Here is a 24190-nt window from a genome sequence, read left to right on the forward strand (position 1 = left end):
GGAGCACCCCTCATCCGTCTCGGCGCTATCGCGCCGATCCACCTTCTCCCACAAGGGGAGAAGGGAAAGATGCGTCGCGCCAACTCTATCGCGAGCCACCCCATGAGCGCCACCGCACTCACCCCCGTCCCCTTCGGCCGCCGCCTAAAACGCTTCATGGCCGACCGGCCGCTGATCCCGCTGATCATCTTGCTCGTCATCCTGGTGGTGATCCTGCAGATCCTGCGCCCCGGCATCGTCAACGAGCGCTGGATCGCCAACACCATCAAATTCGCCATTCCGCTGGCGATCCTCGCCGGCTGCCAGACCATGACCATGCTGACCGGCGGCATCGACCTGTCGGTCGGCACGGTGGCGACGATGAGCGCCTTCATCATGGCGACGCAGGTCGTCAACCAGGATCCGGCGGTGGCCTTTCTGCTGGCGATGATGCCGGCGGTGCTGATCGGGTTGGTCAACGGCATCGGCGTCGGCGTCTTCCGCGTCCACCCGCTGATCATGACGCTCGGCACCAGCCTGATCGGCACCGGTTGCCTGCAGGTCTACCAGCGCACGGTGATCGCATCCGGCGCCAAAATCCCCGACTTCCTCGCCTGGCTCGGCACCGGCGTCACCTCGGGCTTTCCCAACGCCCTGCTGTTGTTCGTGCCGCTCGCCGCGCTGATCGTCTTCACGCTCGCCCGCACCGGCTTCGGCCGCCTGCTCTACGCCGTCGGCGACAATGAGCGCGCAACGCGGCTGTCGGGCGTGCAATACTGGCAGGTCATCACCGCGCTCTACATCACCTCCAGCGTGCTCGCCGGCATCACCGGCCTGCTCTACATCGGCCTTATCAAGGCTCCGTCGCTCTCCCTCGCCGAACCCCTGGTGCTGCCCTCGGTCGCCGCCCCCGTCATCGGCGGCACCTCCATCTTCGGCGGCCGCGGCGGCTATACCGGCACCATCATCGGCGCGCTCATCCTGACCGTGTTGACGACGCTCTTGACCATCCTGCAGATGCCGGAGGGGGCGAGACGGATCTTGTTCGGGCTGATCGTGCTGTTCGTGACCGCGGCTTATTTGCGGATAGTGGAGGAGCGGTAGTTCCCGACCGCCTGGCCTTCGCTGGAACCGCCTCAGTCTTTCTTCCAGGCCGTCAGCAACGGCCCCTCGCTTCCATAGACAGGGTCCTTTCGCGGACGGCCTACCCTGGGGATCGTCACGATCGCCTTGGCGTGGTCGGCGGCGGTCGTGCATTCGTCGTAGGTGCCGGATGCGGGATAGGCGCCAACCACGAGGAAGTCGCCGGACGCCGAGATCCGCTGGTGTCCGGTGCCGGCCGGGAGAACCGCGACATCGCCCGCCTTCAGCGCCAGTGTTCGTCCCTTCTTGCCGCCAAACTGGACTTTGGCTGTGCCGCGCGCGACGCCGAGCACTTCGTGGATGCGCGAATGGTAATGAACGTAGTCATAGATGCCGTCGCGCCAGCTGTCGCCCCAGCCATTGGCGCCGAAAAGCTCCTCCATGACCGCCGCGGGATCGAATTCTTGCGGCAGCCGCACGGCGCCGCGATAGACGACAAGCGGCCAGGATGGATGGTTGGGCACCAGGCCATCGTCCCTGAACCTGAATTCATTCGGTTTTCGCGGCCTTACGAGATCGGCGGCCTGTCGCTTGTCTGGTCTTGCAACGCCGGTAACCTGTTCGGCTGCTTTCTTCATGCTTTGCAGGATGCTCATGACATGGCCTCGCATCAGGGAACCGACGCCGGTTCAACCTGCGTGCCGTCGCTTGGTTCCATCAAGGCTGTGCCCGCCGCCTGGCGCGAAAGCCGGGCGGCGGCCGTATGGTCAACCCGCGAGTTCGCCCGCGCGCGGCGCATCGCCCAGCGCTGCGGCCGGCGCAACCATGTCCTGCACCAGTATGTCGTTGCGCCTTGCGAAGGTGACCAGCGTCGCCCGCACGGTTTCGGGGTCGATCTCGCCGGCAATGCCGGCCTTGCAGGCGTTGAGCGCAATGGCGTGCGCGCCGTTGCGGCCGGCGGCCGGCCAATCCTGCAACAGCGCGTAGGCTTCCATCACATTCTCGATCGCAACCGGAAAGCCCATTCCGACCAGAACGGTGACCGGTTCTTCAAACTGCCCGCGATTCATGGCTTTTGCCTCCTCTCGATTATGCGGCACCTGCGGCGGACCTGACACAGGAGAGCGCGGCCCGCCGCCGACAGGGTGCATGGATGTCTTGTATGGAAGATTGAGCCGCCGGTTGGGCACCGCCGATCGCGCCCGGCTCGACCTGGGCAGTTCGATCCTGGCCGGCCCGATGTTGGCCGGCCCGATGTTGGCTGAGTCCAGCGCCGGCGTGCCCCTGCCTGGCGCCGGCAACATCCTGTGTGCCTTCACCAGCGCCTCGAGCCAGGCGGCGACGGCAAATGGAGATCGGCTGCGGCCGTCAAGCCAGGCCGCAATCTCTCCTTGCGGACGGCCGAGTTCGGCGGCGAGGTCGGCCGCCTCCCATCTCAGTATTCTCAGGCATTCACGCAACCGGCCCGCGATCACGTCTCCACCTCCAAACAACAACGCCCTTCATCTTCTGTGCGACGAACATCGCTCGCCGGTTCAACCGCCGGCAGCCGCCGCCGACACCTGCTGCGCCGCCAGGAACATCAGCGCCGAGGCCGCGGTGCGCCGGCTCCAGCCGGCGGCTTCGGCCATGTCGAGCAGCCCTGCCAGTCGCGGCTGCAGCACGCTGCGGCATTCTTTTTCGTAGGCCAGGAACTCCTTTGCCTCATGTGTCGGCGCCGGCAGGGGTCCAAGGCCAGCCATCGCATCCATGTTTACCTCCGCTCGATTTCATCCTGATGCCCGCTCCCCAGCCGGGGAGCGGGCGGTCATGCATGGGCTCAGAAATCCATGCCGGCACCGGCGGGCATCGCCGGGGTGGCGGCTTCCTTCTTCGGTTTCTCGGCCACCATCGCCTCGGTGGTCACCAGCAGGCCGGCGACGGAGGCTGCGTCCTGCAGCGCCGTGCGCACCACCTTGGCCGGGTCGATCACGCCCTGGCCATAGAGATCGCCGAACTCATTGGTCTGGGCGTTCCAGCCCCAGCCGAACTCGCTCTTCTCGCGCAGCTTGCCGACGATGATCGAGCCTTCGGCGCCAGCATTCTCGGCGATCTGGCGCACCGGCGTTTCGATCGCACGGCGCACGATCTCGACACCGGTCTTCTGGTCGGGATTGTCGGTCTGGACGGCATCGAGCGCCCTGGCGGCTCGAAGCAGCGCGACGCCGCCGCCGGGCAGCACGCCTTCCTCGACTGCCGCGCGCGTGGCATGGAGCGCATCGTCGACGCGGTCCTTGCGTTCCTTGACTTCGACCTCGGTCGAGCCGCCGACGCGGATCACCGCGACGCCGCCCGCAAGCTTGGCTAGCCGCTCCTGCAGCTTCTCGCGGTCATAGTCCGAGGTGGTCTCCTCGATCTGCGCCTTGATCTGCGCGACGCGGCCCTGAATCTCTTCCTTGCGGCCGACACCATCGACGATGGTGGTGTTCTCCTTCTCGACCACCACCTTCTTGGCGCGGCCCAGCATCTCCAGCGTCACATTCTCGAGTTTGATGCCGAGATCTTCCGAGATCGCCGTGCCGCCGGTGAGGATGGCGATGTCCTCCAGCATGGCCTTGCGGCGGTCGCCGAAGCCGGGCGCCTTGACGGCAGCAACCTTGAGGCCGCCGCGCAGCTTGTTGACCACCAGCGTGGCGAGCGCCTCACCCTCGACATCCTCGGCGATGATCAGCAGCGGCTTGCCCGACTGCACCACCGCCTCCAGCGCCGGAAGCAGCGCCTGCAGGTTGGAGAGCTTCTTCTCGTGGATCAACACATAGGGCTCGTCGAGTTCGACGCGCATCTTGTCCTGATTGGTGATGAAGTAAGGGCTGAGATAGCCGCGGTCGAACTGCATGCCCTCAACGACTTCGAGCTCGGTCTCGGCGGTCTTGGCCTCCTCGACCGTGATCACGCCTTCATTGCCGACCTTCTCCATCGCCTCGGCGAGGAAGCGGCCGATCTCGGCATCGCCATTGGCCGAGATGGTGCCGACCTGCGCGATCTCGTCGTTCCTTGTCACATTGCGGGCATTGGCCTTCAACTCGGCCACCACCGCCTCCACGGCCTTGTCGATGCCGCGCTTCAGGTCCATCGGGTTCATGCCCGAGGCAACCGCCTTGGCGCCTTCCTTGACGATGGCCTGGGCAAGAACGGTCGCGGTCGTCGTGCCGTCGCCGGCGATGTCGTTGGTCTTCGAAGCGACTTCGCGGACCATCTGCGCGCCCATGTTCTCGAACTTGTCTTCAAGTTCGATTTCCTTGGCGACAGTGACGCCGTCCTTGGTGATGCGCGGGGCGCCGAACGATTTGTCGATCACCACGTTGCGCCCCTTGGGGCCGAGCGTCACCTTCACCGCATTGGCGAGGATGTCGACGCCGCGCAGCATCTTCTCGCGCGCTTCGGTATGGAATTTAACCTCTTTGGCAGCCATTGGATCACTCCTTCATCTAGGCAGCATTCGTTGACTGGTTGAATTTCCAAGAAGCCGTCAGGCGGCCTTCTTGATCTGCGCGGCCTCTTCGATCACGCCCATCACGTCACTTTCCTTCATGACGAGCAGATCCTGGCCGTCGAGCCGGATTTCGGTGCCGGACCACTTGCCGAACAGGATGCGGTCGCCGACCTTGACGTCGAGCTCGACCAGCTTGCCGCCGTCGTCGCGCGCGCCGGGACCGACAGCGAGTACCTCGCCTTCCTGCGGCTTCTCCTTGGCGGTGTCGGGAATGATGATGCCGCCCGCGGTCTTTTCCTCGGCGTCGATGCGGCGGACCAGGATACGGTCATGCAATGGACGGAACGCCATTTCGTTCTCCTTCTGGACAAACATGTTTTTCGCGGTTCCTCCGCAACCGGACCGGCAAAATCGGCCGGCGCGGAACGCAGCGACCCTTGCTCAGGCATCGCGCGCGCATATCGAGCTAGTTTTGCCGTTTTTCGGTTTCAAGAGCCCCGCCAAAAAATTTTGGCACTCATGCGCCACGAGTGCCAAGAGCCTGTTATCGCGACCTTATCCAGGTCGGACGCCGGCTTGAATCTTCGATCCTTGTTCAACAGATTATAGGCGGCCGGCGCATCCCGGGCGCCGGAACCGCGATCCGCTCAAGGAGTTGTTTGCAGACGGAGCACATCGATGGACCAACAGATTTTTTCACCGCTCAAATCCACCCCTGCCGCCGAAAGCTCCAACCGCGCGCTTGACCGCCTGCTCCAGGCTACCGTCTCGGCACTACGCCAGCCGAGCGGCGATTCCATCACCCTTTTGACAGGCTGGATGCCTAATACCTGACAGGAAGGAGAAACGAATGATCGCAAGCGTCAGCAAGGAATTCCGTCTCCAGATGGAAGGCTACGGCCTGACCACGGCGGAGATTCACTATCACCTGCCCGATCATCCGAGCCTGCTCCAGCTCTATGTCTGGCAGGACTACGACCTTGCGCCCGAGTTCCCCGAACTTCACGGGTTCCTATCCTATTGGGAGCGCGAACTCGAAGGCCCGCTGCACTCGGTCCGCGTCGCCCACCACCGGCTGATCCAGCCTTCGGAATGGCGGGCCATCGACGGCATCATCGCTATCCAGTAGCGCAGTTGGCCAAGTCATGGCCCCCTCACAGCGCCAGGCTCCCTTGCTCCGCCTCCTCGGCGTTGGGGTCGCCGGGCGCCGTTGCCCAGGCGAGTTCGACCAGCGTCACGGTGCGCTTTCCCGTGCCGTCGAGCTGGCAAACGATGAGCCCCTGCTCCTCGATATAGGTCAGGAGGCGCCGGGCGCGGCGCAGCGAGTGCGAGCCATAGGCGCGCGCGATCGCGGCGTCGCTCGGGCACGGCCAGCCCTCCTTCGCCGCGCGAGCGATCATCATGAACACGCCCTGCATGTCGTCGGGCAGCAGCGAGGCGCGGACGGAAACGTCCCTCCATGCGTCATCCTGCGTCGTCTCGGAGCCGAGGCCGGCGCGAGCTCGCGTCAGCATGCGGCGGAACGCGGGCAGGTCCGGCACGACCGAGGCGAGGCCCTCGATGCGGCAGCGAACCACGAACTCCTGATAGAGCACGCCGATGACGCGGAACCCCGCATCGGGCTCGGCCAGCACGGCGCGCAGCACGCGGTCGACACGCTCGCGCCGCTCCGCCAGATCCTCCGCGCTGATCAGCGGCTCGGCTGGTTCGGGGCGGATTTCCAGGGCCGCCGACTTCGCCGCCATCAGTTGGTCGAGCAGGTCCGGCGACGCCGTCCGGCGCGGCGCGCGCGCCGTTTCGGGCGGCGGGGCGGCCAGGATGACGGCGCGGGCATCCTCGAGCGCGGATTCCGGCAGCGGCATCAACCGTGGCGTGCCGTTGCGGGGGCTGGTATCGGTCGGGCCGATGCTCAGGCCGAGCGGCCGGCGCGACAGTGCCGGACCCAACGCCATGAACTGCCCGCGTTCCAGGTCGCGGAAAGCCTCGGCCTGCCGCCGCTCCATGCCCAGAAGGTCGGCGGCGCGCGCCATGTCGATGTCGAGGAAGGTGCGGCCCATGAGGAAATTGGAGGCTTCCGCCGCGACGTTCTTGGCGAGCTTGGCCAGCCGCTGCGTGGCGATGATGCCGGCCAGCCCGCGCTTGCGGCCACGGCACATCAGGTTGGTCATGGCGCCGAGCGACAGTTTGCGCGCTTCGTCCGAAACCTCGCCGGCCACGGCCGGCGCGAACAACTGCGCCTCGTCCACCACCACCAGCATCGGATACCAGTGGTCGCGGGCGACCTCGAACAGCCCGCCGAGGAAGGCGGCGGCGCGCCGCATCTGGTTCTCGGCATCGAGCCCTTCGAGATTGAGCACGGTCGAGACGCGGTGGATGCGCGCCCGCTCCCCGGCGGCCTGCAAGCCGCGCTCGGTATGCTCCTCGGCATCGATCACCAGATGGCCGTAGCGGTCGCCCAGCGACACGAAGTCGCCTTCCGGGTCGACGATGGTCTGCTGCACCCAGGGTGCGCTCTGCTCCAGCAGCCGGCGCAGCAGATGCGACTTGCCGGAGCCCGAATTGCCCTGCACCAGAAGCCGGGTCGCCAGCAGCTCCTCGAGATCGAGCGTCGCCGGGGCGCCCGCCGTCGTGTTTCCCATCTCGATCGCAACGGTCATGCCAGACTCATCAGCTCCTTCGCAGACGGGCTTATCAACCGGAGCATGGCCCGTCGAGCACCGATGGCCGGCAGGCCGACGTTGCGCACAGCCACGAGAGATGCCGTTTGCCGGATGGAGCCTGTGGATAGTAACCGGTTGTTCACCATGGGCCGGCGTTCGAATTGAAGATGCCGGACATCCGCGTAGCCTGACTTTGCATCGCGCCCCAACGTGGTGCGTCCCAACCCCCGCCCGGCGACCGGCGTTTTCAAGTTTCCTTTGTGTATACGCCGGTCGTCAGCTCCCCCCATCGCCCTGCCGCGGCACCGGCGGCAAGGGCGGTGCATCCAGCCCATTGAACGGGTCACGCCAGGCCTCGATCGCTTCGAGCCGGCGATACCAGCCGGCAAGCACGGGATAATCACCGAGCGGCAGGCCGCCGACATCGTTGAACGGCAGGAACGTCGCCATGCGGAAATCTGCATAGGAGACCCGGTCCCCGACCAGCCATTGCCGCCCGGCTAGCCCCGCCTGCAGGATCGCCGCCATCGTGTGAAACAGCTTCAGCCCCTCCTCGACCGGTTGGCGATCGATCGGGCCCAAATGATAGCGCTGCTTGGTGCCACGCTCGAAATGCACCATGTCGCAGGCCCTGGCGAAGTTCTCCTTGCCCCAGCTTAGCCAGCGGATCATCTCGGGCTCGTCATTGCCGGTGCGCCAGAAATCCGATCCGACGTCGCGCGACAGCCGGCAAGCGATGGCGTCCGCTTCCCACAGGCTGCCGCCCGGCCACGCCAGTATCGGCAGGGAAAGATTGGGATTGAGCGGCCGAAATCGCTCCGCTTGCCCCGGCGCGAAGGGTGAGGCGAATTCGAAGGTCACATCAGCCTTGAGGTAACGCGCAACCGCGACCGCCAGGCGCGGATTGGGATTGCGGCTGAAGTAGAGTTTCATTTCGCCTCCGGCCGGCATCGGCTCGATCTCGTCACTCATATGCTCTCCTTGCCCTGGCGAGTATCGCCAGACCCAGGACGGCTGTGGCCGGTATAATCCTACAAAGTTTGGGTTGACCGCCTCCGATGGCGAGGCGACACTTCATCTCGTACCAAGGCAGGAGGAAATGCGATGGACGAGCCCGAACGGTGGCGCCACATGTCGACGGCGCCAAAGGACGGCAGCCGGATCCTGGTCACGGTCCGCCCGTCCGAACAGGGGCCGGCTGAAGTCGACCTCGCCTACTGGGCACGCGGCGACCAGTTCGCCGGCGAAGGCTGGCGCGCATCGGATTCCTCGCCGGGCCGCGTCGTCGAATACGCCGAGCCGGAGCTGAAATGCTGGATGCCCCTGCCCTCCGCCAATCTCAGCCGTGGCGGCTCGATGCCGGCGCCCTGGGAAGGCGAAGACGCGCAGCAATTGGATGGGTCCGGGATTTAGCACAAAGGGCGAAGCTGCCAATCTCCCTCCTCGTGGGGGAGATGTCCGGCAGGACAGAGGGGGGCGCCGTAGGGCGCAAACTTCAAGGTCCATGCGTCTGGAACAGGACGGCTGGAGCGTGCCGCGGTTCTGCAACGACGATGTGATTCGCGACATCGACAATGTCTGCCAACATATTGTCATCGCTGCTGGTTTGGGCGGCACAAACTGATATGCCGGCGGGACAGCGCCCTCTGCCCTGCCGGGCATCTCCCCCACTTGGGGGGAGATTGGCCGCTTCGCCGCCGGCTCCTTCAGGTCAAACTTTTAAAACAAAAACGCCGCCGTGGCGGGGTTCGGTCCGTTGCGGCCGTCAGCCGAATCCATGCCCCGGATCGTCTCCAGGTCCTGCGCGTCCAGCTCGAAATCGAAGACATCGAAATTCGCCGCGACGCGGTCCTGGTGGATAGACTTCGGGATCACGATCAGCCCCTCCTGAAGGTGCCAGCGGATCATCGTCTGCGCGGCGGATTTGCCGTGCTTTTTGGCGATGCCCGCGATGGTCGGATCGCTGAGCAGACGGCCGCTGCCCAGCGGGCTCCAACTTTCGGTGTGGATGTTGTGCCCGGCATGGAAATCCCTGAGCGCGCGCTGCTGGAAGCGCGGATGCAATTCGATCTGGTTGACGACGGGCGTCACGCCCGTCTCGCCGATGATGCGCTCCAGATGGTCCTGGTTGAAATTCGAAACGCCGATCGACTTGATGCGGCCGGCCTTTTTGAGTTCGATGAGGGTCTTCCACGCCTCGACATATTTGTCCTGGCTGGGCACCGGCCAGTGGATCAGGAACAGGTCGAGCTGCTCGATGCCGAGCTTCTTCATCGTGTCGTCGAAGGCCGTGAGAGCCGCGTCGCGCTGGTGGGCGCCGTTGCGCAGCTTCGAGGTGATGAACAGCTTGCTTCTCTCCACATCGGAAGCGCGGATCGCCTCGCCGACCCCCTCCTCGTTCTGGTAGCCCTCGGCGGTGTCGATCAGCCGGTAACCCGCCTTGATTGCCCAACCGACCACTTGCGCGGTGATGTCGGCGTCGACCTGCCAGACGCCAAGGCCAAGCTGTGGAATGGCGGCGCCGTCGTTCAATGTGATCTGTTCGGGCATGGTCAGGTCCTTTGCGAAGAAATGTCCGGGCGGTCGCCCAACGCAGCCTATCTAGGGACCTCCCTGGACAACGGCCAGTCGTCGGCGGACAAAATTCCCGGCACTGACCTGGCGGTGCCGATTGTCTCCGTCAGAGCACCCGGCTCATTTTGGCCGGCGCACCGCCCGCACCACGCCGGCGGATGTGCTGCCGCAGAACAGGCGGTCGCCGCCATCGGATTCCAGCCCCGAGACACCCATGCCCGCCGGCATGCCGAGCGTCTCCAGAACCTTGCCGGTTTGCGGGTCGACACGGCGCAAATCGCTCTCGTCGCCTTCCCAGGTGGCGTGCCACAGCTCGCCATCCACCCAGGTTACCCCGGTGACGAAGCGGTTGGATTCGATGGTGCGCAGGATCGTCCCGGTCTCCGGGTCGATCTGGTGGATCTTGCGCTCGCGGTACTGCCCCACCCAGAGCGTCCCTTCGGCCCAGGTCAGCCCGGAGTCGCGGCCGCCGCCGGGCGCGGGAATGGTGGCCAGAACCGCCCCGGTATCCGGGTCGATCTTATGGATGCTATCATTGGCGAGCTGGAAGAAGTGCTTGCCGTCATAGGCAGTGCCGGCATGGGCCGCGACATCGATCGAACGCAACGCCTGCCCGCTCTGCGGATCGAAGGCATTCAGCCTGTCGCCCGAGGCAAACCAGACATTGTTGCCGTCAAAACTCACGCCATGCACGCTGTTCACCCCCGGAAAGGGTCCGTATTCGCGCAGGATTTCGGCCGCTGAATGTTTCATGTCTTTGTCCTCGATTGTGGTCGTCATCCCTTCCTACCCTTGCGGGAGCGGTGCCGGGAGTAACAAGGTGGTCGTGAAACCCGCCACCGGCGGCGTCATCCAGCGGCGCGCCCTGCCGTGGCCGAAAGACTGCACCTTGCCGGTCTCGGCGAGCGGCTCCAGCGCCCGCTGCACGCTGCGCTGGCCGGTTCCGAGCGCCAGCGCCAGGGCCGAGCTCGACCAGGCCTCGCCATCGGCGAGCAAGGCCAGCACGGCCGCGTGCCGCTCCTCGATCGGCCGCGCCAGAACCATCACGGCACGCGCCTGGCGCGGGGCCAGCGTGAAGCCGCGCTTGGTGGCGCTGATCTCCGCCAGTCCGCGCAGCTCGGCGCGCAGCCGCCCGACCTCAACGCGCAGGCGCGCGCGGTGCGATTCATCCGCATGCTTGCCGCCGAAGGCCCTGGCCACCAGCTCCTCGCGCGACACGTCGCCGGGCCAGGCCTCGGCGAGCGCACGCGCCAACGCGAACAGCACCTGCCGGCTCGCCAGCGTGACCGTGGCATCCGCGGCACGCACGGCATAGCGAAAGGCATCGACGACAAACGCCGGCGACCCCTGCAGCGCCTCGACCTCTTCGAGCAGCAGCGGCCGCTCCGTGCCTTGCGCGATCAGCCGCGCAGCGGGTGTTTCAAGCGCCAGGGACGCGCTGTCGACCTCAGCCATAAGGCCTGGAATGCCAGCCCGCTGGGCAGCGTGGCGTGCCCATTCCAGCGCCGCGCGCGCCGGCCTGGTCCGCAGGCGACGCATGGCGATGCCGGCAACGGCAAGCTCATGCGCGGCTCTTGCCGCCGGCGGGAGCGGCGTCGGGTCGAGCCCGGCCAACACATGCTCGGCCTCGTCGAGGCGGCCGATCAAGAGCAGCCGCCGCACCTTGAGGTGGCCGGCATGCGCCGCGTTCAGGCCGTCACCGTGCTTCTCCAGCGTCGTGCGCGCCGCATCGAGCGCCTTGGCCGGCCAGCCGAGGTCGCGCGAGACCAGCGCGATCTCGGCCTCGGCGACAACGCATCTGGCGCGCGCCACGGCCTCTCTCGGGCCGAAGGCGCGCGCGGCCCGCCGCAGCAGCAGCTTGGCGCGTTCGAAGTCGCCGAGCTGCGCCATGGCGATGCCGCGTAGCGCCAGCGCGGGCGCGTCCTCGCGCAAGGCGACGCGGTCCAGCGCGCCGAGCGGATCGCCGGCCGCCAAGGCCAGTCCTGCCGCGGTGATCAGCGAGTCCATTCAAATCCCGTCACACTTGTAACTCCCACCCCAACGCCACGCCGCCCTAACTTAAATCACCACCGCCGGTCAGCAAGCCGCATCGGCCAAACCTGGCCACATGGCTGAGGGCATCACGGCCACCGTTGATGTCAATACCGGCGTCGCCAACCTGAGCATCTCAGGTACGAACAATAAGCATCTTAATAGGGAAATTGAAAATGCCTGCAACCGACGACCTCGAGCACACCGCACGGCCCCGCCACCCCTGCTGCGCCGGGCCGGACGATTCAGATCCCGCCACTTTTGTAACTCCCAGCGCTCCGCTTCACCGTTCTACGCTGGTTCCGGATCCCCACACGACAACACGCCGCGATGGCGCCACTGGCAAAGGAGAAGACCAATGACCAAGCACATGACGATGAAGACCCCACCGATCGTTTCAAGACAGGAATGGGATGCCGCGTACGAAAAGATGCTGGTCAAGGAAAAGGCCACCATGCGTGCCAAGGACGCGCTGTCCGCCGAGCGTCGCCGCATGCCTTGGCTGGAAGTCGACAAGGCCTATGTGTTCGAGGGCCCGAATGGCAAGGCCAGCCTGCTCGACCTGTTCGAAGGCCGCCGCCAGTTGATCGTCTACCGCGCCTTCTTCGAGCCTGGCGTCTATGGCTGGCCCGACCACGCCTGCCGCGGCTGCTCGCTCGGCGCCGACCAGGTCGGCCACCTCGCCCATCTCAACGCCCGCGACACCACGCTTGCCTACATCTCGCGCGCGCCGCAGCCCGACATCGTCAGGCTGAAGCAGCGGATGGAGTGGAAGATGCCCTGGTATACGATCACCGATAGCTTCGACAAGGATTTCGGCGTCGACGAATGGCACGGCCACAACGTGTTCATCCATGATGGCGACCGCGTCTTCCGAACCTATTTCATCAACACCCGCGGCGACGAGGCCTTGGGCACGGTGTGGAGCTATCTCGACGCCACCCCTCTCGGCCGCCAGGAGATCTGGGAAGATTCGCCCGAAGGCTATCCCCAGACCCAGCTCTACAGCTGGTGGAACTGGCACGACAATTACGAAGCCGGGGCCGACAAGAAGTGGGCCGAGGTGTCGGCGGCCGGCGAAGCCGCCTTCCGCGAAAAGAGCGATCAGTAGCGTCTGGCCGGAAAGGCCGAAAGTTTCCTCTCCCTCATGAAATGGGGAGAGGAAACCAAACCCTGCAGGCCAGGACACCAAGGAAAAGACCATGAACGACATCCATTCTGGCATCGGCAGCGCGACTTCCGAACACATCGCCGCCCCTGGCATCGCCGACTGGCTGTGCCTCGCGGCAGCACCCACCTTCGCCGTGATGGCCCTGCTCTCCTGCGTTCAGGGCGGCGAAGCGGCCATGCTGTGCATGGGCAGCTCGCCGCTGACCGGCCCGTCTTTAACCAGCGCGTCTTTAACCGGGATGCCGGCCATGTATCTGTTGATGAGCGCCTTCCATCTGGCGCCCTGGTTGCGCGTGATTTCCGGCCGGCAGGCCCGCTAGATCCGGCTCGCCGCATATCAAAATATCGCACACGTCGGAGAAAGACTATGCGGCTGGTCAGGCTAAGAGCGCCCGGTGGCTCGGACAGGCTCGACCTGGTCGAGGAAGATCCGCCCCGGCCAGGGCCGGATGACGCGCTGGTCAGGATCCGCGCCTGCGCGCTCAACCTGCGCGACGATTTCGCGGTGTGCGGCAAGATGCCGATGGCTGACGTTCCGCTCTCCGACGGCGCCGGAGAGGTGGCCAGCACTTCAAGTCGCGATATCATTCACCGGCAACAATGGCTTGGGCAGCTCAACCTCGCCAAGTCCCGCGCGCAGTTCGATCTCGATGTCGCGGCAGATCTGCGAGATCGGAACGTCGTTGGCATTGCCCTCGAACGGGTTGGCGCTGCTCTCGCCGACCTGGTCGAGAGACATATAGGCCCAGCCCAGCAGCGTGCTGAATGGGATCGTCAGCCAGATGCCGACCGTGCTCAGCACGCCGCCAAGCTTGCCCATCTCCGCAAAGACCGGAACGACGCCGAACGGCAGCAGCGTGCAGAAGATCATGACGAACATGGAACTGACGATGGCGTATTGGCGCGGATAGGGGTTGTTCTTGATGCGGTCGCAGCGCGCCTGCTGGTCGTGGAGGTCGCGGATCAGCTTCGTCAGTTCGACGTAAATCTGCGGGGGAAGCTTGGCGTCCTTGAACAGCGCGTTGACCTGGACCGATTGCATCTCGAGCAGGGCCAACGCCGGCTGCGACGATTTCAGCACCTTGTCGGCCTGCTCGGCCAGCAACGGGCGCAACTCGTCGGCGATGGAGCCCTTGTCCTCCCGGATGCGGTAGCGCCGCATGTACTCGATGTTGGCCGCCTTCCCCATGGATTCCCACGGCATCGGCCGCCGCAGGGAAAAGCGCAGCGCCGTCATCCAGGCGATGTGGCGGTAGATGAGTTGCTTCGCCGTCGGTGCATCGAGGAAGTCGCGGCAGAAATTGGACCACACCCGGCTGCTGGCGGTGATTTGCGTGAACGCCTGCAGCGCCTCGCCGCTGCGGGTGAAGACCTGCGAATTCTTGAAGCCGGCGACGAGCGACACCGTGGTGCCGAGCACGAGCACCACCGACCATGGCACCGAGAAGCCAGCGATACCGGGAAGGCGGTAGGCCGCGACGGCCAGGCCGCTCACCACCACCATGTAGATGACGCTACGCCGCGACCACAGCGCGAAATCGATCAGTTTGTAGGAACGGCCTACATACATCGCATGCCCTCGAAAGCGTGGATAACAGACAAATCAAGCTGTTGTGACGCCTAGCATACCGCGTGCCCGCGATGAATGGCCGTTCTGGCCCATGGGCGCGGGATTTCTCCCGCGCCCATGGCGCTACCTCAGTTGCATTTCGGCTTGGCGCTGTTGCAGGCGTCGACCAGTTCGGCCGGCGGATCCTTGTGGAAGACGGTTTTGAAGGATTCCAGAACGTTGGACTGCACCACCGGCAGCGACTGCACACCGACCCAGGCGGGTGTGGGCTGCCCGATCAGCGCCTTCATCATGGCCAGCGCCTCGGCGACGCCCTGGTCATAAGGGCGCTGCGAGCCGGTCGCCTTGAGCGGCCCGCCCTTGGCGATCTCGATCGCCGACTGCAGGCCGAGATCGACCGTGGTGATCGGAATGTCGATGCCTTGCGCACGCATCGAGGACAGCGTGTCGAGCGCCGGCTGGTCCCACACCGCGTACAGGCCCTTCACATCGGGATTGCCGGTGAGGAAGTCGCCGGCGATCTGCGATACTTTCGAGGGATCGGTGAAGTCGACCTGCTTCATGACGATGTCGGGACGGTTCTTCTTCATCCACTCGCTGACGCCCTTTGTGCGCTCGTTGGTGCTAAAATAGTCGACGCCGAAATTCACCAGTCCGATCGTGCCGCCCTTGGGCATGCAGGACGCCAGGATCGTTGCCGCGATTTGGCCATTGCCCTGGCTGTCGGCCGAGATCATCGAGGCAAAATCCTTCGGAGATTCGAGGCCGACCGGAATGCTGTCCATGAACACCAGCTTGATACCGGCCTCGCCCACCTTCTTGTAGGTCGGCGCCGTCGCGGTGAAATCGACGGGGATGGAAATGATGCCGTCTGGATGCTGCTGGATGGTGTTTTCGATATCGGCGATCTGCTTGTCGACCTGATATTCGGCCGATGCCACGCCGGTGACAGTGACGCCATATTTGGCAAGCGTTTCACTGATGCCTTGCACCTGCAACTGCGACCAGTCGAGGTTCACCGTCTGCATGGAAATGCCGACCTTGAACTTGCCGGCCTTGACCTTGGCGGCTTCGTCGTCGGTCAATTTCAGCTCGTCGGGCGAGGCTGCCTTTTCGCCGTGCGGGCCCTGCCCCACAATACCCTTGGGGCCGAGCGTGGCCATGTCGACACCGGTGACGCAAGTCTCCGGCGTCTGCGCCAGTCCAAGCGACGTCGACAGCGCGAAGGCGCTGGCGGCGAGGCTCAATGTACATAAAAGCGAGTGGATTCGTGCCTGTTGTTTCATGACTTTCCTCCGTTGATCGTTGACGTTCCTGTCGCCGTTTGGAGCCGGCGATTTTCTGCTGGTGAGCGGGACGCGCCTTACCTCCTCGTGAACGCGACCGCGGCGACGATGATTGCTCCCTTGATGACGAGTTGCAGCGACGAACTGACGCCGAGCAGCACCAGCCCATTGTTGAGTGTGCCGATGATCAGACTGCCGAGCAGCGTACCGAGCACGAAGCCGCGGCCGCCGAACAGGCTGCAGCCGCCAAGGATGACCGAAGCGATGACATCGAGCTCCATGCCTTGCACGACATCTGGCCGCGCCGCGTGCGAGCGCGCCGACAGGATCAGCGATGCCAGTCCGGCGAGCGTTCCGGTCAGCACGAAGGCCAGCGTGGTGACTTGCTTGATGTGGACCCCGGAATAGAGTGCGGCCGTCGGATTGCCGCCCGCCGCGTAGATGCGCCGCCCGTAGACGCTGTAGTGCAAGAGCAGGATGCCGGCCACGGTGACGCCAAGCGTCCACAGGATCGGCGCCGGGATACCAAGCACCGAGCCTTCACCGAAGATCGCGAAATAGTATTCGTTGGTGATGATGACCGGCTTGGTGTTGGTGACCATCAGCGCCAGGCCGCGCGCAGCGCTCAACGTGCCCAACGTCACCAGGAAGGACGGGATTTCGAGGCGGGTGGTCAAGACACCGTTGATCAGTCCGATCAGCGCGCCGGTGCCCAGCCCCGCGACGGCGCCGACGACCCAATTGTTGGCCAGGAAAGCCATGGCCAGCGACGCGCTCATGCCCGAAAGCGCCAGCGTCGAGGCGACCGACAGGTCGATCTGCCGGGAGATGATGACGAATGTCATGCCCACCGCGATGATCGAGACCAGCGTCGTCTGCCGGCCGATGTTGAGAAAATTGTCGATCGACAGGAACCAGGGCGATGCCAGGCTGAAGACGATCAGCATGACGGCGAAGGCGACGTAGAGCATGTAGGGACGCTCGCCCTGAAGCAGATGCTGCAGCGCCGAGCGACCGCCCGCTTGGTTGGAGGCGCCCCTTGCCATTGGTGCCTTTGCCGGGCTTTGGGTATCGATCATGCCGCGTGCTCTTCCGATGGCTGCGAAAGTTGAATGAGGTGATGGAGATCCTCGGCGCTGCCGAATTCCTGCCGCCCAATCGTCCTGGCGATGTGGCCATCGACGACGATCGAGATGCGGTCGCAAAGCTGCAGCAGTTCCGAGAGATCCGAAGACACCAAAAGAACGCCACTGCCCGCGGCGGCCGCGGCACGAATGACGCCATAAATCTCCTCGCGCGCGCCGACATCGACACCGACCGTCGGCTCGTCGAGCAACAGCACCCGCGGCCGCGGCTCGTTCCATTTGCCGAACACGACCTTCTGCTGGTTGCCGCCGGACAGGTTCTTCACCGTGGTCGATGCGTTGGGGGCCTTGACGGCCAGCCGGCGCATCGCGGCATTGGCGCGCTCACTGGAGGACCGGCGCTGCAGCCAACCGAGGCGGGAGAACTCCCGCAGCCTTGGCAGCACGAGGTTGCGCTCGATCGAATGTTCGAGCACAAGGCCCTGGACATGCCGGTCCTCCGGCACCAGCGCGATGCCTCGCCTTATTGCCGCCGCCGGATCGGTTCCAGCAAGCGAAACACCCTCCAGCCTGGCTTCGCCGGACTGAATGGACCGCAGGCCGAAGATGGTCTGCAGGATTTCGGTGCGTCCGCTGCCGATCAGGCCGGCGAGGCCGTGAATCTCGCCACCGCGCAGCTCGAGATCGACGCGGTCCAGCCGGTCGTTGCTGACGTCGGTCAATTCGAGCACGGGCTTTTGAGATGGACCGGCCGATGACGGCACGCTTTGCGCTGATGCCGTGCCCTCAGCCTTCAGGACGGCGTGATCGGGCCCGACAATCGCACCGACCAATTGCCGCATAGTGGTTTGCGCCGTGACGAAGGTTCCGGCGTTCTGTCCGTCACGGAAGACCGTCACCCGGCTCGAAATCCGGAACACTTCGTTGAGGCGATGCGTGACATAGATCACCCCGACGCCGCGCGCCGCTACCGCCCGGATCGCCTCGAAAAGGATCTTCTCTTCATCGTCGGTCAGCGCCGAGGTCGGCTCGTCCAGAATGAGCAGGCGGACATCGCCCATCAGCGCCTTGGCGATCTCGGTCATCTGGCGATAGGCAAAGGGCAGCGAGCCGACCATGGCGCGGGCGTCGAGCGGGATGTTCTGCGATTTGAGGAAGGCTTCGGCCTGCGCCACCAGCTGCCGCTTCTTCAGGAAGCCAAGCCGCGTCTTCGGCTCTCGTCCCAAGAGCAGATTGTCGGCAACCGACAGCGACTCGACCAGGCTCAGATCCTGGTAGACGACCGCCACGCCGGCATCGCGCGACTGGGCGGGCGAAGCGAACGAGACAGGCTTGCCGTCGATTTCGATCGAACCGCCATCATGCACGTGCACACCGCTCAGGATCTTGATCAGCGTCGATTTGCCGGCCCCGTTTTCGCCGAGCAGGGCGTGCACTTCACCGGACCGGATTTCCAGACTGACGCCGCGCAGCGCATTGACGCCGCCGAACCGCTTCCTGACGCCCTCGACGCGCAGCAAGGGGATTTCGGACATCATCGCAGTCGAACCCGGTTCGATCATGACGCCCGCACTTCCTCCCTTTGAAGCGTCCCCTACCCCGACGATATCTCTTTTGAGACTTATCTTACTTTTTTTGTGACTTTTCCATCAGCTTGGGGAAATGTCAAACGGAGTCAGGCTGAAATGAATCCGGTCCGACTTCGCCATGCTCGGTGACTATGGCGTCGAAGCCGTCCATGGCTGAGAAGAAGGCGCGCTTGAGCTTGCCGATCTTGCTCGAGTCGATGACGAGATAGTTCTCGCGCGCAAGGCTCATCACCTTCTGCTTCACCACCGCCTCGTGGAAATGCTCGCAAGTGGCGCCGCGCTTGGCATCGACGCCGGCGGCCGACAGGAAGGCTGCGTTGATACCGACGCTCTTCAAAATGTCGAAATCATGCGTGCCCGAGAAAGATGCCGACGCGGGGTGATAAACACCGCCCAGCATGATGATCGTCACATTGGGCTTGCGGCTCAGGCGCTCCGCGATATTCATCGCGTAACATATTGCCGTTATTTGATAATTGTCGGGAATGAGGTCGATCAGGTGGATCAGCGTCGTGCCGCAGTCGATGAAGATCGTCTCGTCGGGCCGTATCTTGCGCACCGCGTGCAGGCAGGCTTCGCGCTTCGCCGCCGCATGGCTGTCGGCCGCGGTCGCCAGTTCGTAGGGAATATCGGCCTCGATCTCGGCCGCGGCCAATATGTGCCCGCCGAGATAGGCGATCTGCCCCTGGTTGTTGGCGATGTCGCGCCGCACTGTCATTTCGGAGACGCCGAGGAGCGTTGCCGCTTCGCTCAGATGGATGACCCGCCGTTCCGACAAAAGGTGGATCAGCCGGGCCGTCCTTTGCGCTTTGCGAGCAGTCATGCGTTGGGCCTGTTGGTCGCCTGAAATGTGAGGATTTTAACAACCGCTCGCACTCAGATGCAAGCGCGGTGCGCGACTTGGTCCTGCAATGGCTGACGGGCATGCCCGGCTTGGCTTTACCGGTCGCCGGGCCAATCGTTCGACCATCAGGCTTTGGCGGATTTCCCCGCCCCGAACCGCAAGCCGTCCATCAGCAGTTTGACCAGCCGCCACGAGCGGTCGCGCCACTCCGGTGTATCGGGTGCGGAATAGATGCCACCCAGCGCGTGCAGGACGTCGGAGGCATCGACGTCGCCGCGGATAGTGCCGTCGGCCACCGCCGCCTCGACCAGTTGCCGCAAGGCCTGCGATATCCGCCCCGACGTGTCGGAAAACAATGTTGAATTGGTGGTGAAGAGGATGCGCAGGCTGGTCGCCAGGCCGCGCTTGGTCGCGATGTAGTCGACGAAGCGCCGCATCCATTCTTCCAGCGCGACATCGGACGGATATCTTGCCGCAAGCTCCCCGGCAGCGGCACAAAGCGCCTCCGCTTCACGACGGTAGACCACCTCGACCAGGTGTTCGCGCGTTGGGAAATGCCGGTAGAGCGTGCCGATGCCGACCCCGGCGCGGCGTGCGATCTCCTCCAGCGAGGCATCGATGCCGCGCTCGGCAAACAGCGCCGCCGCCGTCTCGACCAGCCGGTCGCGGTTTCGCTGGGCATCCGCGCGCAGCGGCTTGGCCTCCGCGGCGGTCTTCGTTTCGGCGAGTGCTGACGGCTCGACGGCCAATTTTTTCTCCACGGATCAAATATGGGGGCTTGAACCCGGCCGGGCCAGCCCCCACGTAATAAACGGAGGCACCTCCGTTTTAGTGGAGTACCTTTATCATATAATCAGGGGAATGGGTATGTCACGTCTTTCCAGCCTGCAAGCCGACATCTCCCCTGCGTGCGAGAGAACCGTCTTCGTCTCTGCTTTCATCACCAGCATCTGACCACGAGGTACCTTGCCCTTCCCGGCAAGGCGCCAGTTCAATTCCCGACCTAAGCACTGGAGCCAGAGGTCAATGACCAGCCTTCCCATCACGCTCACCATCAACGGACACCGACACGAACTGGAGGTCGATCCACGCGTAACGCTGCTCGACCTGTTGCGGGAGCGGCTTGACCTCACCGGCACCAAGAAGGGTTGCGACCGCGGCCAGTGCGGCGCCTGCACGGTGCTGGTCGACGGCAAGCGCATAAACTCCTGCCTGGCGCTGGCGGTCAGCCATGACGGCGCCGACGTCTTGACGATCGAAGGCGTCGCGAACGGTGAAGAACTGCATCCGGTGCAGGCCGCCTTCATCGCCCATGATGGCTTCCAGTGTGGGTTCTGCACGCCCGGCCAGATCATGAGCACGCTCGGCCTGATCGCCGAAGGACAGGCAGGCGACGATCCCGAGCGCATCCGCGAGGGGCTGAGCGGCAACATCTGCCGCTGCGCGGCGTATGGCGGCATCGTGGAGGCCGTCCTGGAAGCCCAGGAGCAACTTGCCAGAACCAACCGGAGGACCGCGGCATGAGAGACTTCGACTATATCAGGCCCGCCACCATTTCCGACGCCATCGCGGCGGCGGCCGAGCCAGGTTCGTCCTATCTCGCCGGCGGCACCAATCTGCTCGACCTGATGAAGGGCGGCATCACCAGCCCCGAGCGCATCGTCGACATCACCCGACTGCCGGAACTCAATCGCATCGAACGGCTGGACGATGGCGGCCTGCGCATCGGCGCGCTGATCCGCAATGCCGATCTGGCCCATGACGCGGCGTTCGCCAGCGCCTATCCCGCGGTGGCCGAAGCGCTGCTTTCGGGGGCCTCGGCGCAGCTTCGCAATGCCGCCACCGTCGGCGGCAATCTGCTGCAACGGACGCGCTGCAGCTATTTTTATGACACTGCCAGTGCCTGCAACAAGCGCGAGCCGGGCGCCGGCTGCGATGCGTTGGGCGGTGAGAACCGCCTGCACGCAGTGCTTGGCTGGAGCGATGCCTGCATCGCCACGCACCCGTCGGACTTCTGCGTGCCGCTGGTGGCACTCGACGCCGTGGTCGAGATCGAGGGCAAGGCGGGCCGGCGCCACGTCACGCTGGAGGAATTCCACCGGCTTCCCGGCGAGACGCCGCAGTTGGAGAATCCGCTGGAGCCCGGCGATCTGGTCGTGGCGGTGCGGCTGCCGGCGGAGGCCGCCTCCTTCCGCGCCAATGCGCGCTACCTGAAAGTGCGTGAACGAACCTCCTATGCCTTCGCCGTCGTCTCGGCCGCCGCGGCGCTCGTCATCGACGGCGGCAAGATCCGCGGTGCAAGGCTGGCGCTGGGCGGTGTGGCCGCCAAACCGTGGCGGGCGCGTTCGGCTGAAGCCGCCCTGCTCGGCGCCGATGCCGACGAGGCGAGCTTCGTTCGCGCCGCCGATGCCGCGTTGGCCGACGCCAGCCCGTCCGGCGACAATGCGTTCAAGATCGAACTTGCCCGGCGCATTGTCGTCCGGGCGCTGACGTCGGCACGGGCAGGAACGCCCGAACGGCTGCCGGCCCTGCCTGCCTCCCCTTTTTCCTCCATCCCCGGAGCGCGCCATGACGCTTGAACTCAACCTCAACCAGCAACCCGCCCATACCCGGCACGGCTCCAGCATCGGCCAGCCGCTGACCCGCCGCGACGGATTTCTGAAAGTCACCGGCACCGCGCGCTATGCCGCCGACAACCATCCGCCCGGCATGCTCTATGCAGTGCTGGCCGTCAGCAGCATCGCGCGCGGCCGCGTCGTCGCGCTGGATATCGAGGCGGCCAAGGCGCATTCGGGCGTGGTCGAGGTGATGACGCCACGCAACCGCCCGGCCCTCGCCATCGATCCGGATGCCAAGGACAACCCCTTCATGTTCCGGCTCGATCTGCTGCAGAACGACCAGGTCCGCTATCCCAACCAGAGCATTGCCGTGGTGATCGCCGAAACCCTTGAAGCAGCGACCGAAGGAGCCGCGCTGCTGTCGCCGCGCTATGAAGCGCTGCCCGCGCGCGTCGGTCTCGACGGCGCTGAAAGCTTCGTACCCCGCGGTGTCGGCGTCGGCGGCCCGGCGGTGCAGCAGAAGGGCGATGTCGATGCCGGCCTCAAATCGGCAACGACGCGGATCGAGGCGACCTACGAGACACCGGCTCAATACCACAACGCCATGGAGCCGCACGCGATCGTGGCCGCCTGGGATGGCGACCGCCTGTCGATAGACACGCCGAGCCAGGGCCTTGCCATGGCGCAGGGCCGCATCGCCGGCCTGTTCGGCATCGCGCCGCAAAATATCCATATCCGCAGCCCTTTCCTTGGTGGCGGCTTCGGCTCCAAAGGCATGATTTCCGGGCCTCAGGTGCTCGGCATCCTGGCGGCACGCCTCGTCGGCCGTCCGGTCAAGCTGGTGCTGCGGCGCGAGCAGATGTACGGCCCCGTCGGCCATCGCGCCCCGACCCGCCAAACCTTGCGTATGGGCATCGACGGCGACGGCCAACTGACCGCGATCTCCCATCACGCCAGGACCACATCGAGCACGTTTGACGATTTCTTCGAACCGGCCGCCGACGCTTCGCATACACTCTATGCCAGTCCGGCCATCGCCACCTCGCACGATGCCGTGCGGCTCGACACCGGCACGCCGCTGTTCATGCGGGCTCCCGGCGAAGCCACCGGTTCGATCGCGCTGGAGAGCGCCATCGACGAGGCCGCGCATGCCTGCGGCATGGACCCGCTGGAATTCCGGCTCAAGAACTATGCCGAAATCGAGCCGATGACGGGCAAGCCGTTCTCCTCCAAAGCGCTGCGCGAATGCTATCAACAGGCGGCCGAGGCGTTCGGCTGGGCGAGTCGCCCGCTTCAACCGCGCCGGATGCGCGACGCGGACGGTTTCCTCGTCGGCTGGGGTATGGGCACAGCCACATTTCCCGCCATCATGTTCCAGGCCGAGGCCCGCGCCGTGCTGAGAAGCGACGGCAGCGGCCTGATGGAGACCGGCGCCCAGGATATGGGGCAAGGCGCATGGACCGCCTTTGCCCAGATCGCCGCCGACGGATTGGGGCTCGACATCGACCGGGTCGAGTTCAAGGCCGGCAGCTCCGATCTTCCCAATGCCGGCATTGCCGGCGGCTCCGGCCACACGGCGACAGCCGGGATGGCGATCCACAATGCGGGCGCCGCCGTCATCGCAAGGCTTGCCGATCTTGCCACCGGTGACGAGCGCTCGCCGCTGTTCGGCGCCGGCAATGAAGGTTTGCTGGCGCGCGGCGGACGGCTTTATCGGCGCGAGGACGAAAGCCGCAGCGAGACCTATGCCGAGATCCTTACCCGCGCGGGCCTCTCCGAGGTTGAAGGCCATGGCAAGGGTGTTCCGGATCCGGCTTCGCAGGAGGCCTATGCCAAGCACGCACATGGCGCGGTGTTCGCCGAGGTCAAAATCGACCCCGATTTCGGCCAGATCCGCGTCACCCGGCTGGTCGGTGCATTCGCCGCCGGACGGGTCATCAACCCGCGGCTGGTGCGCAGTCAGTATTACGGCGGCATGATCTGGGGCGTTTCCTTCGCGCTGCATGAGGAAGCCGTTACCGACAGGCGCTCGGGCCGGATCCAGAATGCCAACCTCGCCGAATATCATGTGCCGGTGAATGCCGACGTACCGTCGGTCGAGGCACTGCTGGTCCATGAGCACGATCCCCACGTCAATGCGCTCGGCATCAAGGGCGTCGGCGAAATCGGCATCACCGGCACGGCCGGTGCCGTCGCCAATGCGGTCTGGCATGCGACTGGCGTGCGGGCCCGGCGCTTTCCGATCCGGCTGGAGGACCTGCTCTGAGGTGACGAGCGTGGGGGGCGTTC

Annotated in this window: 25 protein-coding genes and 1 pseudogene; 10 read left to right on the forward strand and 16 right to left on the reverse strand. The window is 65.0% G+C overall.

All coding sequences use genetic code 11. The features are described from left to right. Window positions 1-102 precede the first annotated feature (102 nt). Window positions 103-1083, forward strand: coding sequence for an ABC transporter permease (locus LB568_RS31060; RefSeq protein WP_224732174.1), 981 nt, complete (start codon window positions 103-105; stop codon window positions 1081-1083). A gap of 32 nt (window positions 1084-1115) precedes the next feature. Here LB568_RS31060 and LB568_RS31065 read toward each other — a convergent pair whose 3' ends face one another. From LB568_RS31065 to LB568_RS31085, 5 genes are all read right to left on the reverse strand, one after another. After that, window positions 1116-1718, reverse strand: a complete 603-nt coding sequence (locus LB568_RS31065) for a cupin domain-containing protein (RefSeq protein ID WP_224732175.1) — start codon at window positions 1716-1718, stop codon at window positions 1116-1118. Between the two features lie 111 nt (window positions 1719-1829). Continuing rightward, the gene (locus tag LB568_RS33740; protein WP_318013310.1) at window positions 1830-2537 is read right to left on the reverse strand and encodes a DUF982 domain-containing protein; all 708 of its coding nucleotides are present in this window, start codon (window positions 2535-2537) and stop codon (window positions 1830-1832) included. A gap of 60 nt (window positions 2538-2597) precedes the next feature. Further along, on the reverse strand, window positions 2598-2813 hold the full coding sequence (locus tag LB568_RS31075; RefSeq protein ID WP_013894426.1) for a hypothetical protein: 216 nt from the start codon (window positions 2811-2813) through the stop codon (window positions 2598-2600). Between the two features lie 68 nt (window positions 2814-2881). After that, window positions 2882-4513 carry a chaperonin GroEL gene (gene groL, locus LB568_RS31080; RefSeq protein ID WP_224732176.1) on the reverse strand — a complete coding sequence of 544 codons (1632 nt, stop codon included), beginning with the start codon at window positions 4511-4513 and terminating at the stop codon, window positions 2882-2884. Between the two features lie 57 nt (window positions 4514-4570). After that, window positions 4571-4885 carry a co-chaperone GroES gene (locus tag LB568_RS31085; protein ID WP_023768249.1) on the reverse strand — a complete coding sequence of 105 codons (315 nt, stop codon included), beginning with the start codon at window positions 4883-4885 and terminating at the stop codon, window positions 4571-4573. A 327-nt stretch (window positions 4886-5212) separates the two neighbouring features. Here LB568_RS31085 and LB568_RS31090 point away from each other — a divergent pair, with 327 nt between their 5' ends. After that, window positions 5213-5368 (forward strand): hypothetical protein, encoded by a 156-nt coding sequence (locus tag LB568_RS31090; RefSeq protein ID WP_013894423.1) that lies wholly within the window; start codon window positions 5213-5215, stop codon window positions 5366-5368. A 16-nt stretch (window positions 5369-5384) separates the two neighbouring features. Beyond that, window positions 5385-5663 (forward strand): usg protein, encoded by a 279-nt coding sequence (locus LB568_RS31095; RefSeq protein WP_013894422.1) that lies wholly within the window; start codon window positions 5385-5387, stop codon window positions 5661-5663. A 25-nt stretch (window positions 5664-5688) separates the two neighbouring features. On the opposite strand, the gene LB568_RS31100 is transcribed toward LB568_RS31095, so the two are convergent. Together LB568_RS31100 and LB568_RS31105 are read right to left on the reverse strand one after the other, a co-directional pair. Beyond that, window positions 5689-7191 carry an ATP-binding protein gene (locus LB568_RS31100; protein WP_224732177.1) on the reverse strand — a complete coding sequence of 501 codons (1503 nt, stop codon included), beginning with the start codon at window positions 7189-7191 and terminating at the stop codon, window positions 5689-5691. 279 nt (window positions 7192-7470) lie between these two features. Continuing rightward, window positions 7471-8127, reverse strand: coding sequence for a glutathione S-transferase family protein (locus LB568_RS31105; protein WP_224732196.1), 657 nt, complete (start codon window positions 8125-8127; stop codon window positions 7471-7473). A gap of 171 nt (window positions 8128-8298) precedes the next feature. Between LB568_RS31105 and LB568_RS31110 the strand changes: the two genes are divergently transcribed. Both LB568_RS31110 and LB568_RS31115 read left to right on the forward strand, forming a co-directional pair. Beyond that, window positions 8299-8607, forward strand: a complete 309-nt coding sequence (locus LB568_RS31110; RefSeq protein WP_013894419.1) for a hypothetical protein — start codon at window positions 8299-8301, stop codon at window positions 8605-8607. 73 nt (window positions 8608-8680) lie between these two features. Continuing rightward, window positions 8681-8818, forward strand: a pseudogene (locus LB568_RS31115) (DUF559 domain-containing protein); the annotation flags it as partial. A 95-nt stretch (window positions 8819-8913) separates the two neighbouring features. Here the strand turns inward: LB568_RS31115 and LB568_RS31120 are convergent. The 3 genes from LB568_RS31120 to LB568_RS31130 all read right to left on the reverse strand — a co-directional run bounded on the left by LB568_RS31120 (window position 8914) and on the right by LB568_RS31130 (window position 11775). Continuing rightward, window positions 8914-9744 (reverse strand): aldo/keto reductase, encoded by an 831-nt coding sequence (locus LB568_RS31120; RefSeq protein ID WP_224732178.1) that lies wholly within the window; start codon window positions 9742-9744, stop codon window positions 8914-8916. Window positions 9745-9888: 144 nt separating this feature from the next. Beyond that, complete coding sequence (locus tag LB568_RS31125) at window positions 9889-10521, reverse strand: DUF5074 domain-containing protein (protein ID WP_023769467.1); 633 nt, start codon at window positions 10519-10521, stop codon at window positions 9889-9891. A gap of 33 nt (window positions 10522-10554) precedes the next feature. After that, complete coding sequence (locus LB568_RS31130; protein WP_224732179.1) at window positions 10555-11775, reverse strand: helix-turn-helix domain-containing protein; 1221 nt, start codon at window positions 11773-11775, stop codon at window positions 10555-10557. A gap of 382 nt (window positions 11776-12157) precedes the next feature. Here LB568_RS31130 and LB568_RS31135 point away from each other — a divergent pair, with 382 nt between their 5' ends. Together LB568_RS31135 and LB568_RS31140 are read left to right on the forward strand one after the other, a co-directional pair. Then, a complete protein-coding gene (locus LB568_RS31135; RefSeq protein WP_224685345.1) occupies window positions 12158-12910 on the forward strand; it encodes a DUF899 domain-containing protein in 753 nt (250 codons plus the stop codon). 91 nt (window positions 12911-13001) lie between these two features. Then, window positions 13002-13289, forward strand: coding sequence for a hypothetical protein (locus tag LB568_RS31140; RefSeq protein ID WP_013894414.1), 288 nt, complete (start codon window positions 13002-13004; stop codon window positions 13287-13289). A 251-nt stretch (window positions 13290-13540) separates the two neighbouring features. Here LB568_RS31140 and LB568_RS31145 read toward each other — a convergent pair whose 3' ends face one another. The 6 genes from LB568_RS31145 to LB568_RS31170 form a co-directional block, all read right to left on the reverse strand. Beyond that, complete coding sequence (locus LB568_RS31145; RefSeq protein ID WP_140576551.1) at window positions 13541-14539, reverse strand: bestrophin family protein; 999 nt, start codon at window positions 14537-14539, stop codon at window positions 13541-13543. 128 nt (window positions 14540-14667) lie between these two features. Continuing rightward, on the reverse strand, window positions 14668-15825 hold the full coding sequence (locus LB568_RS31150) for a substrate-binding domain-containing protein (protein WP_224732180.1): 1158 nt from the start codon (window positions 15823-15825) through the stop codon (window positions 14668-14670). 77 nt (window positions 15826-15902) lie between these two features. Next, on the reverse strand, window positions 15903-16904 hold the full coding sequence (locus LB568_RS31155; protein ID WP_224732181.1) for an ABC transporter permease: 1002 nt from the start codon (window positions 16902-16904) through the stop codon (window positions 15903-15905). Next, complete coding sequence (locus tag LB568_RS31160; protein WP_224732182.1) at window positions 16901-18472, reverse strand: sugar ABC transporter ATP-binding protein; 1572 nt, start codon at window positions 18470-18472, stop codon at window positions 16901-16903. The genes LB568_RS31155 and LB568_RS31160 overlap by 4 nt, the downstream gene beginning before the upstream one ends. A 103-nt stretch (window positions 18473-18575) precedes the next feature. Further along, on the reverse strand, window positions 18576-19322 hold the full coding sequence (locus LB568_RS31165) for a DeoR/GlpR family DNA-binding transcription regulator (protein ID WP_023780493.1): 747 nt from the start codon (window positions 19320-19322) through the stop codon (window positions 18576-18578). Window positions 19323-19468: 146 nt separating this feature from the next. Continuing rightward, window positions 19469-20092, reverse strand: a complete 624-nt coding sequence (locus tag LB568_RS31170; RefSeq protein WP_013894407.1) for a TetR/AcrR family transcriptional regulator — start codon at window positions 20090-20092, stop codon at window positions 19469-19471. 277 nt (window positions 20093-20369) lie between these two features. Between LB568_RS31170 and LB568_RS31175 the strand changes: the two genes are divergently transcribed. Genes LB568_RS31175 through LB568_RS31185 form a run of 3 tightly spaced genes read left to right on the forward strand, consistent with a single transcriptional unit; the run spans window position 20370 to window position 24167 of the window. After that, window positions 20370-20867 carry a (2Fe-2S)-binding protein gene (locus LB568_RS31175; protein WP_023780491.1) on the forward strand — a complete coding sequence of 166 codons (498 nt, stop codon included), beginning with the start codon at window positions 20370-20372 and terminating at the stop codon, window positions 20865-20867. After that, window positions 20864-21922 carry an FAD binding domain-containing protein gene (locus LB568_RS31180; RefSeq protein ID WP_224732183.1) on the forward strand — a complete coding sequence of 353 codons (1059 nt, stop codon included), beginning with the start codon at window positions 20864-20866 and terminating at the stop codon, window positions 21920-21922. The genes LB568_RS31175 and LB568_RS31180 overlap by 4 nt, the downstream gene beginning before the upstream one ends. Then, window positions 21912-24167 (forward strand): xanthine dehydrogenase family protein molybdopterin-binding subunit, encoded by a 2256-nt coding sequence (locus LB568_RS31185; RefSeq protein ID WP_224732184.1) that lies wholly within the window; start codon window positions 21912-21914, stop codon window positions 24165-24167. Before LB568_RS31180 ends, LB568_RS31185 begins: the two co-directional genes overlap by 11 nt. The last annotated feature ends 23 nt before the right edge of the window (window positions 24168-24190 follow it).

This window comes from Mesorhizobium sp. B263B2A, assembly GCF_020165775.1.
Lineage (GTDB): Bacteria > Pseudomonadota > Alphaproteobacteria > Rhizobiales > Rhizobiaceae > Mesorhizobium > Mesorhizobium opportunistum.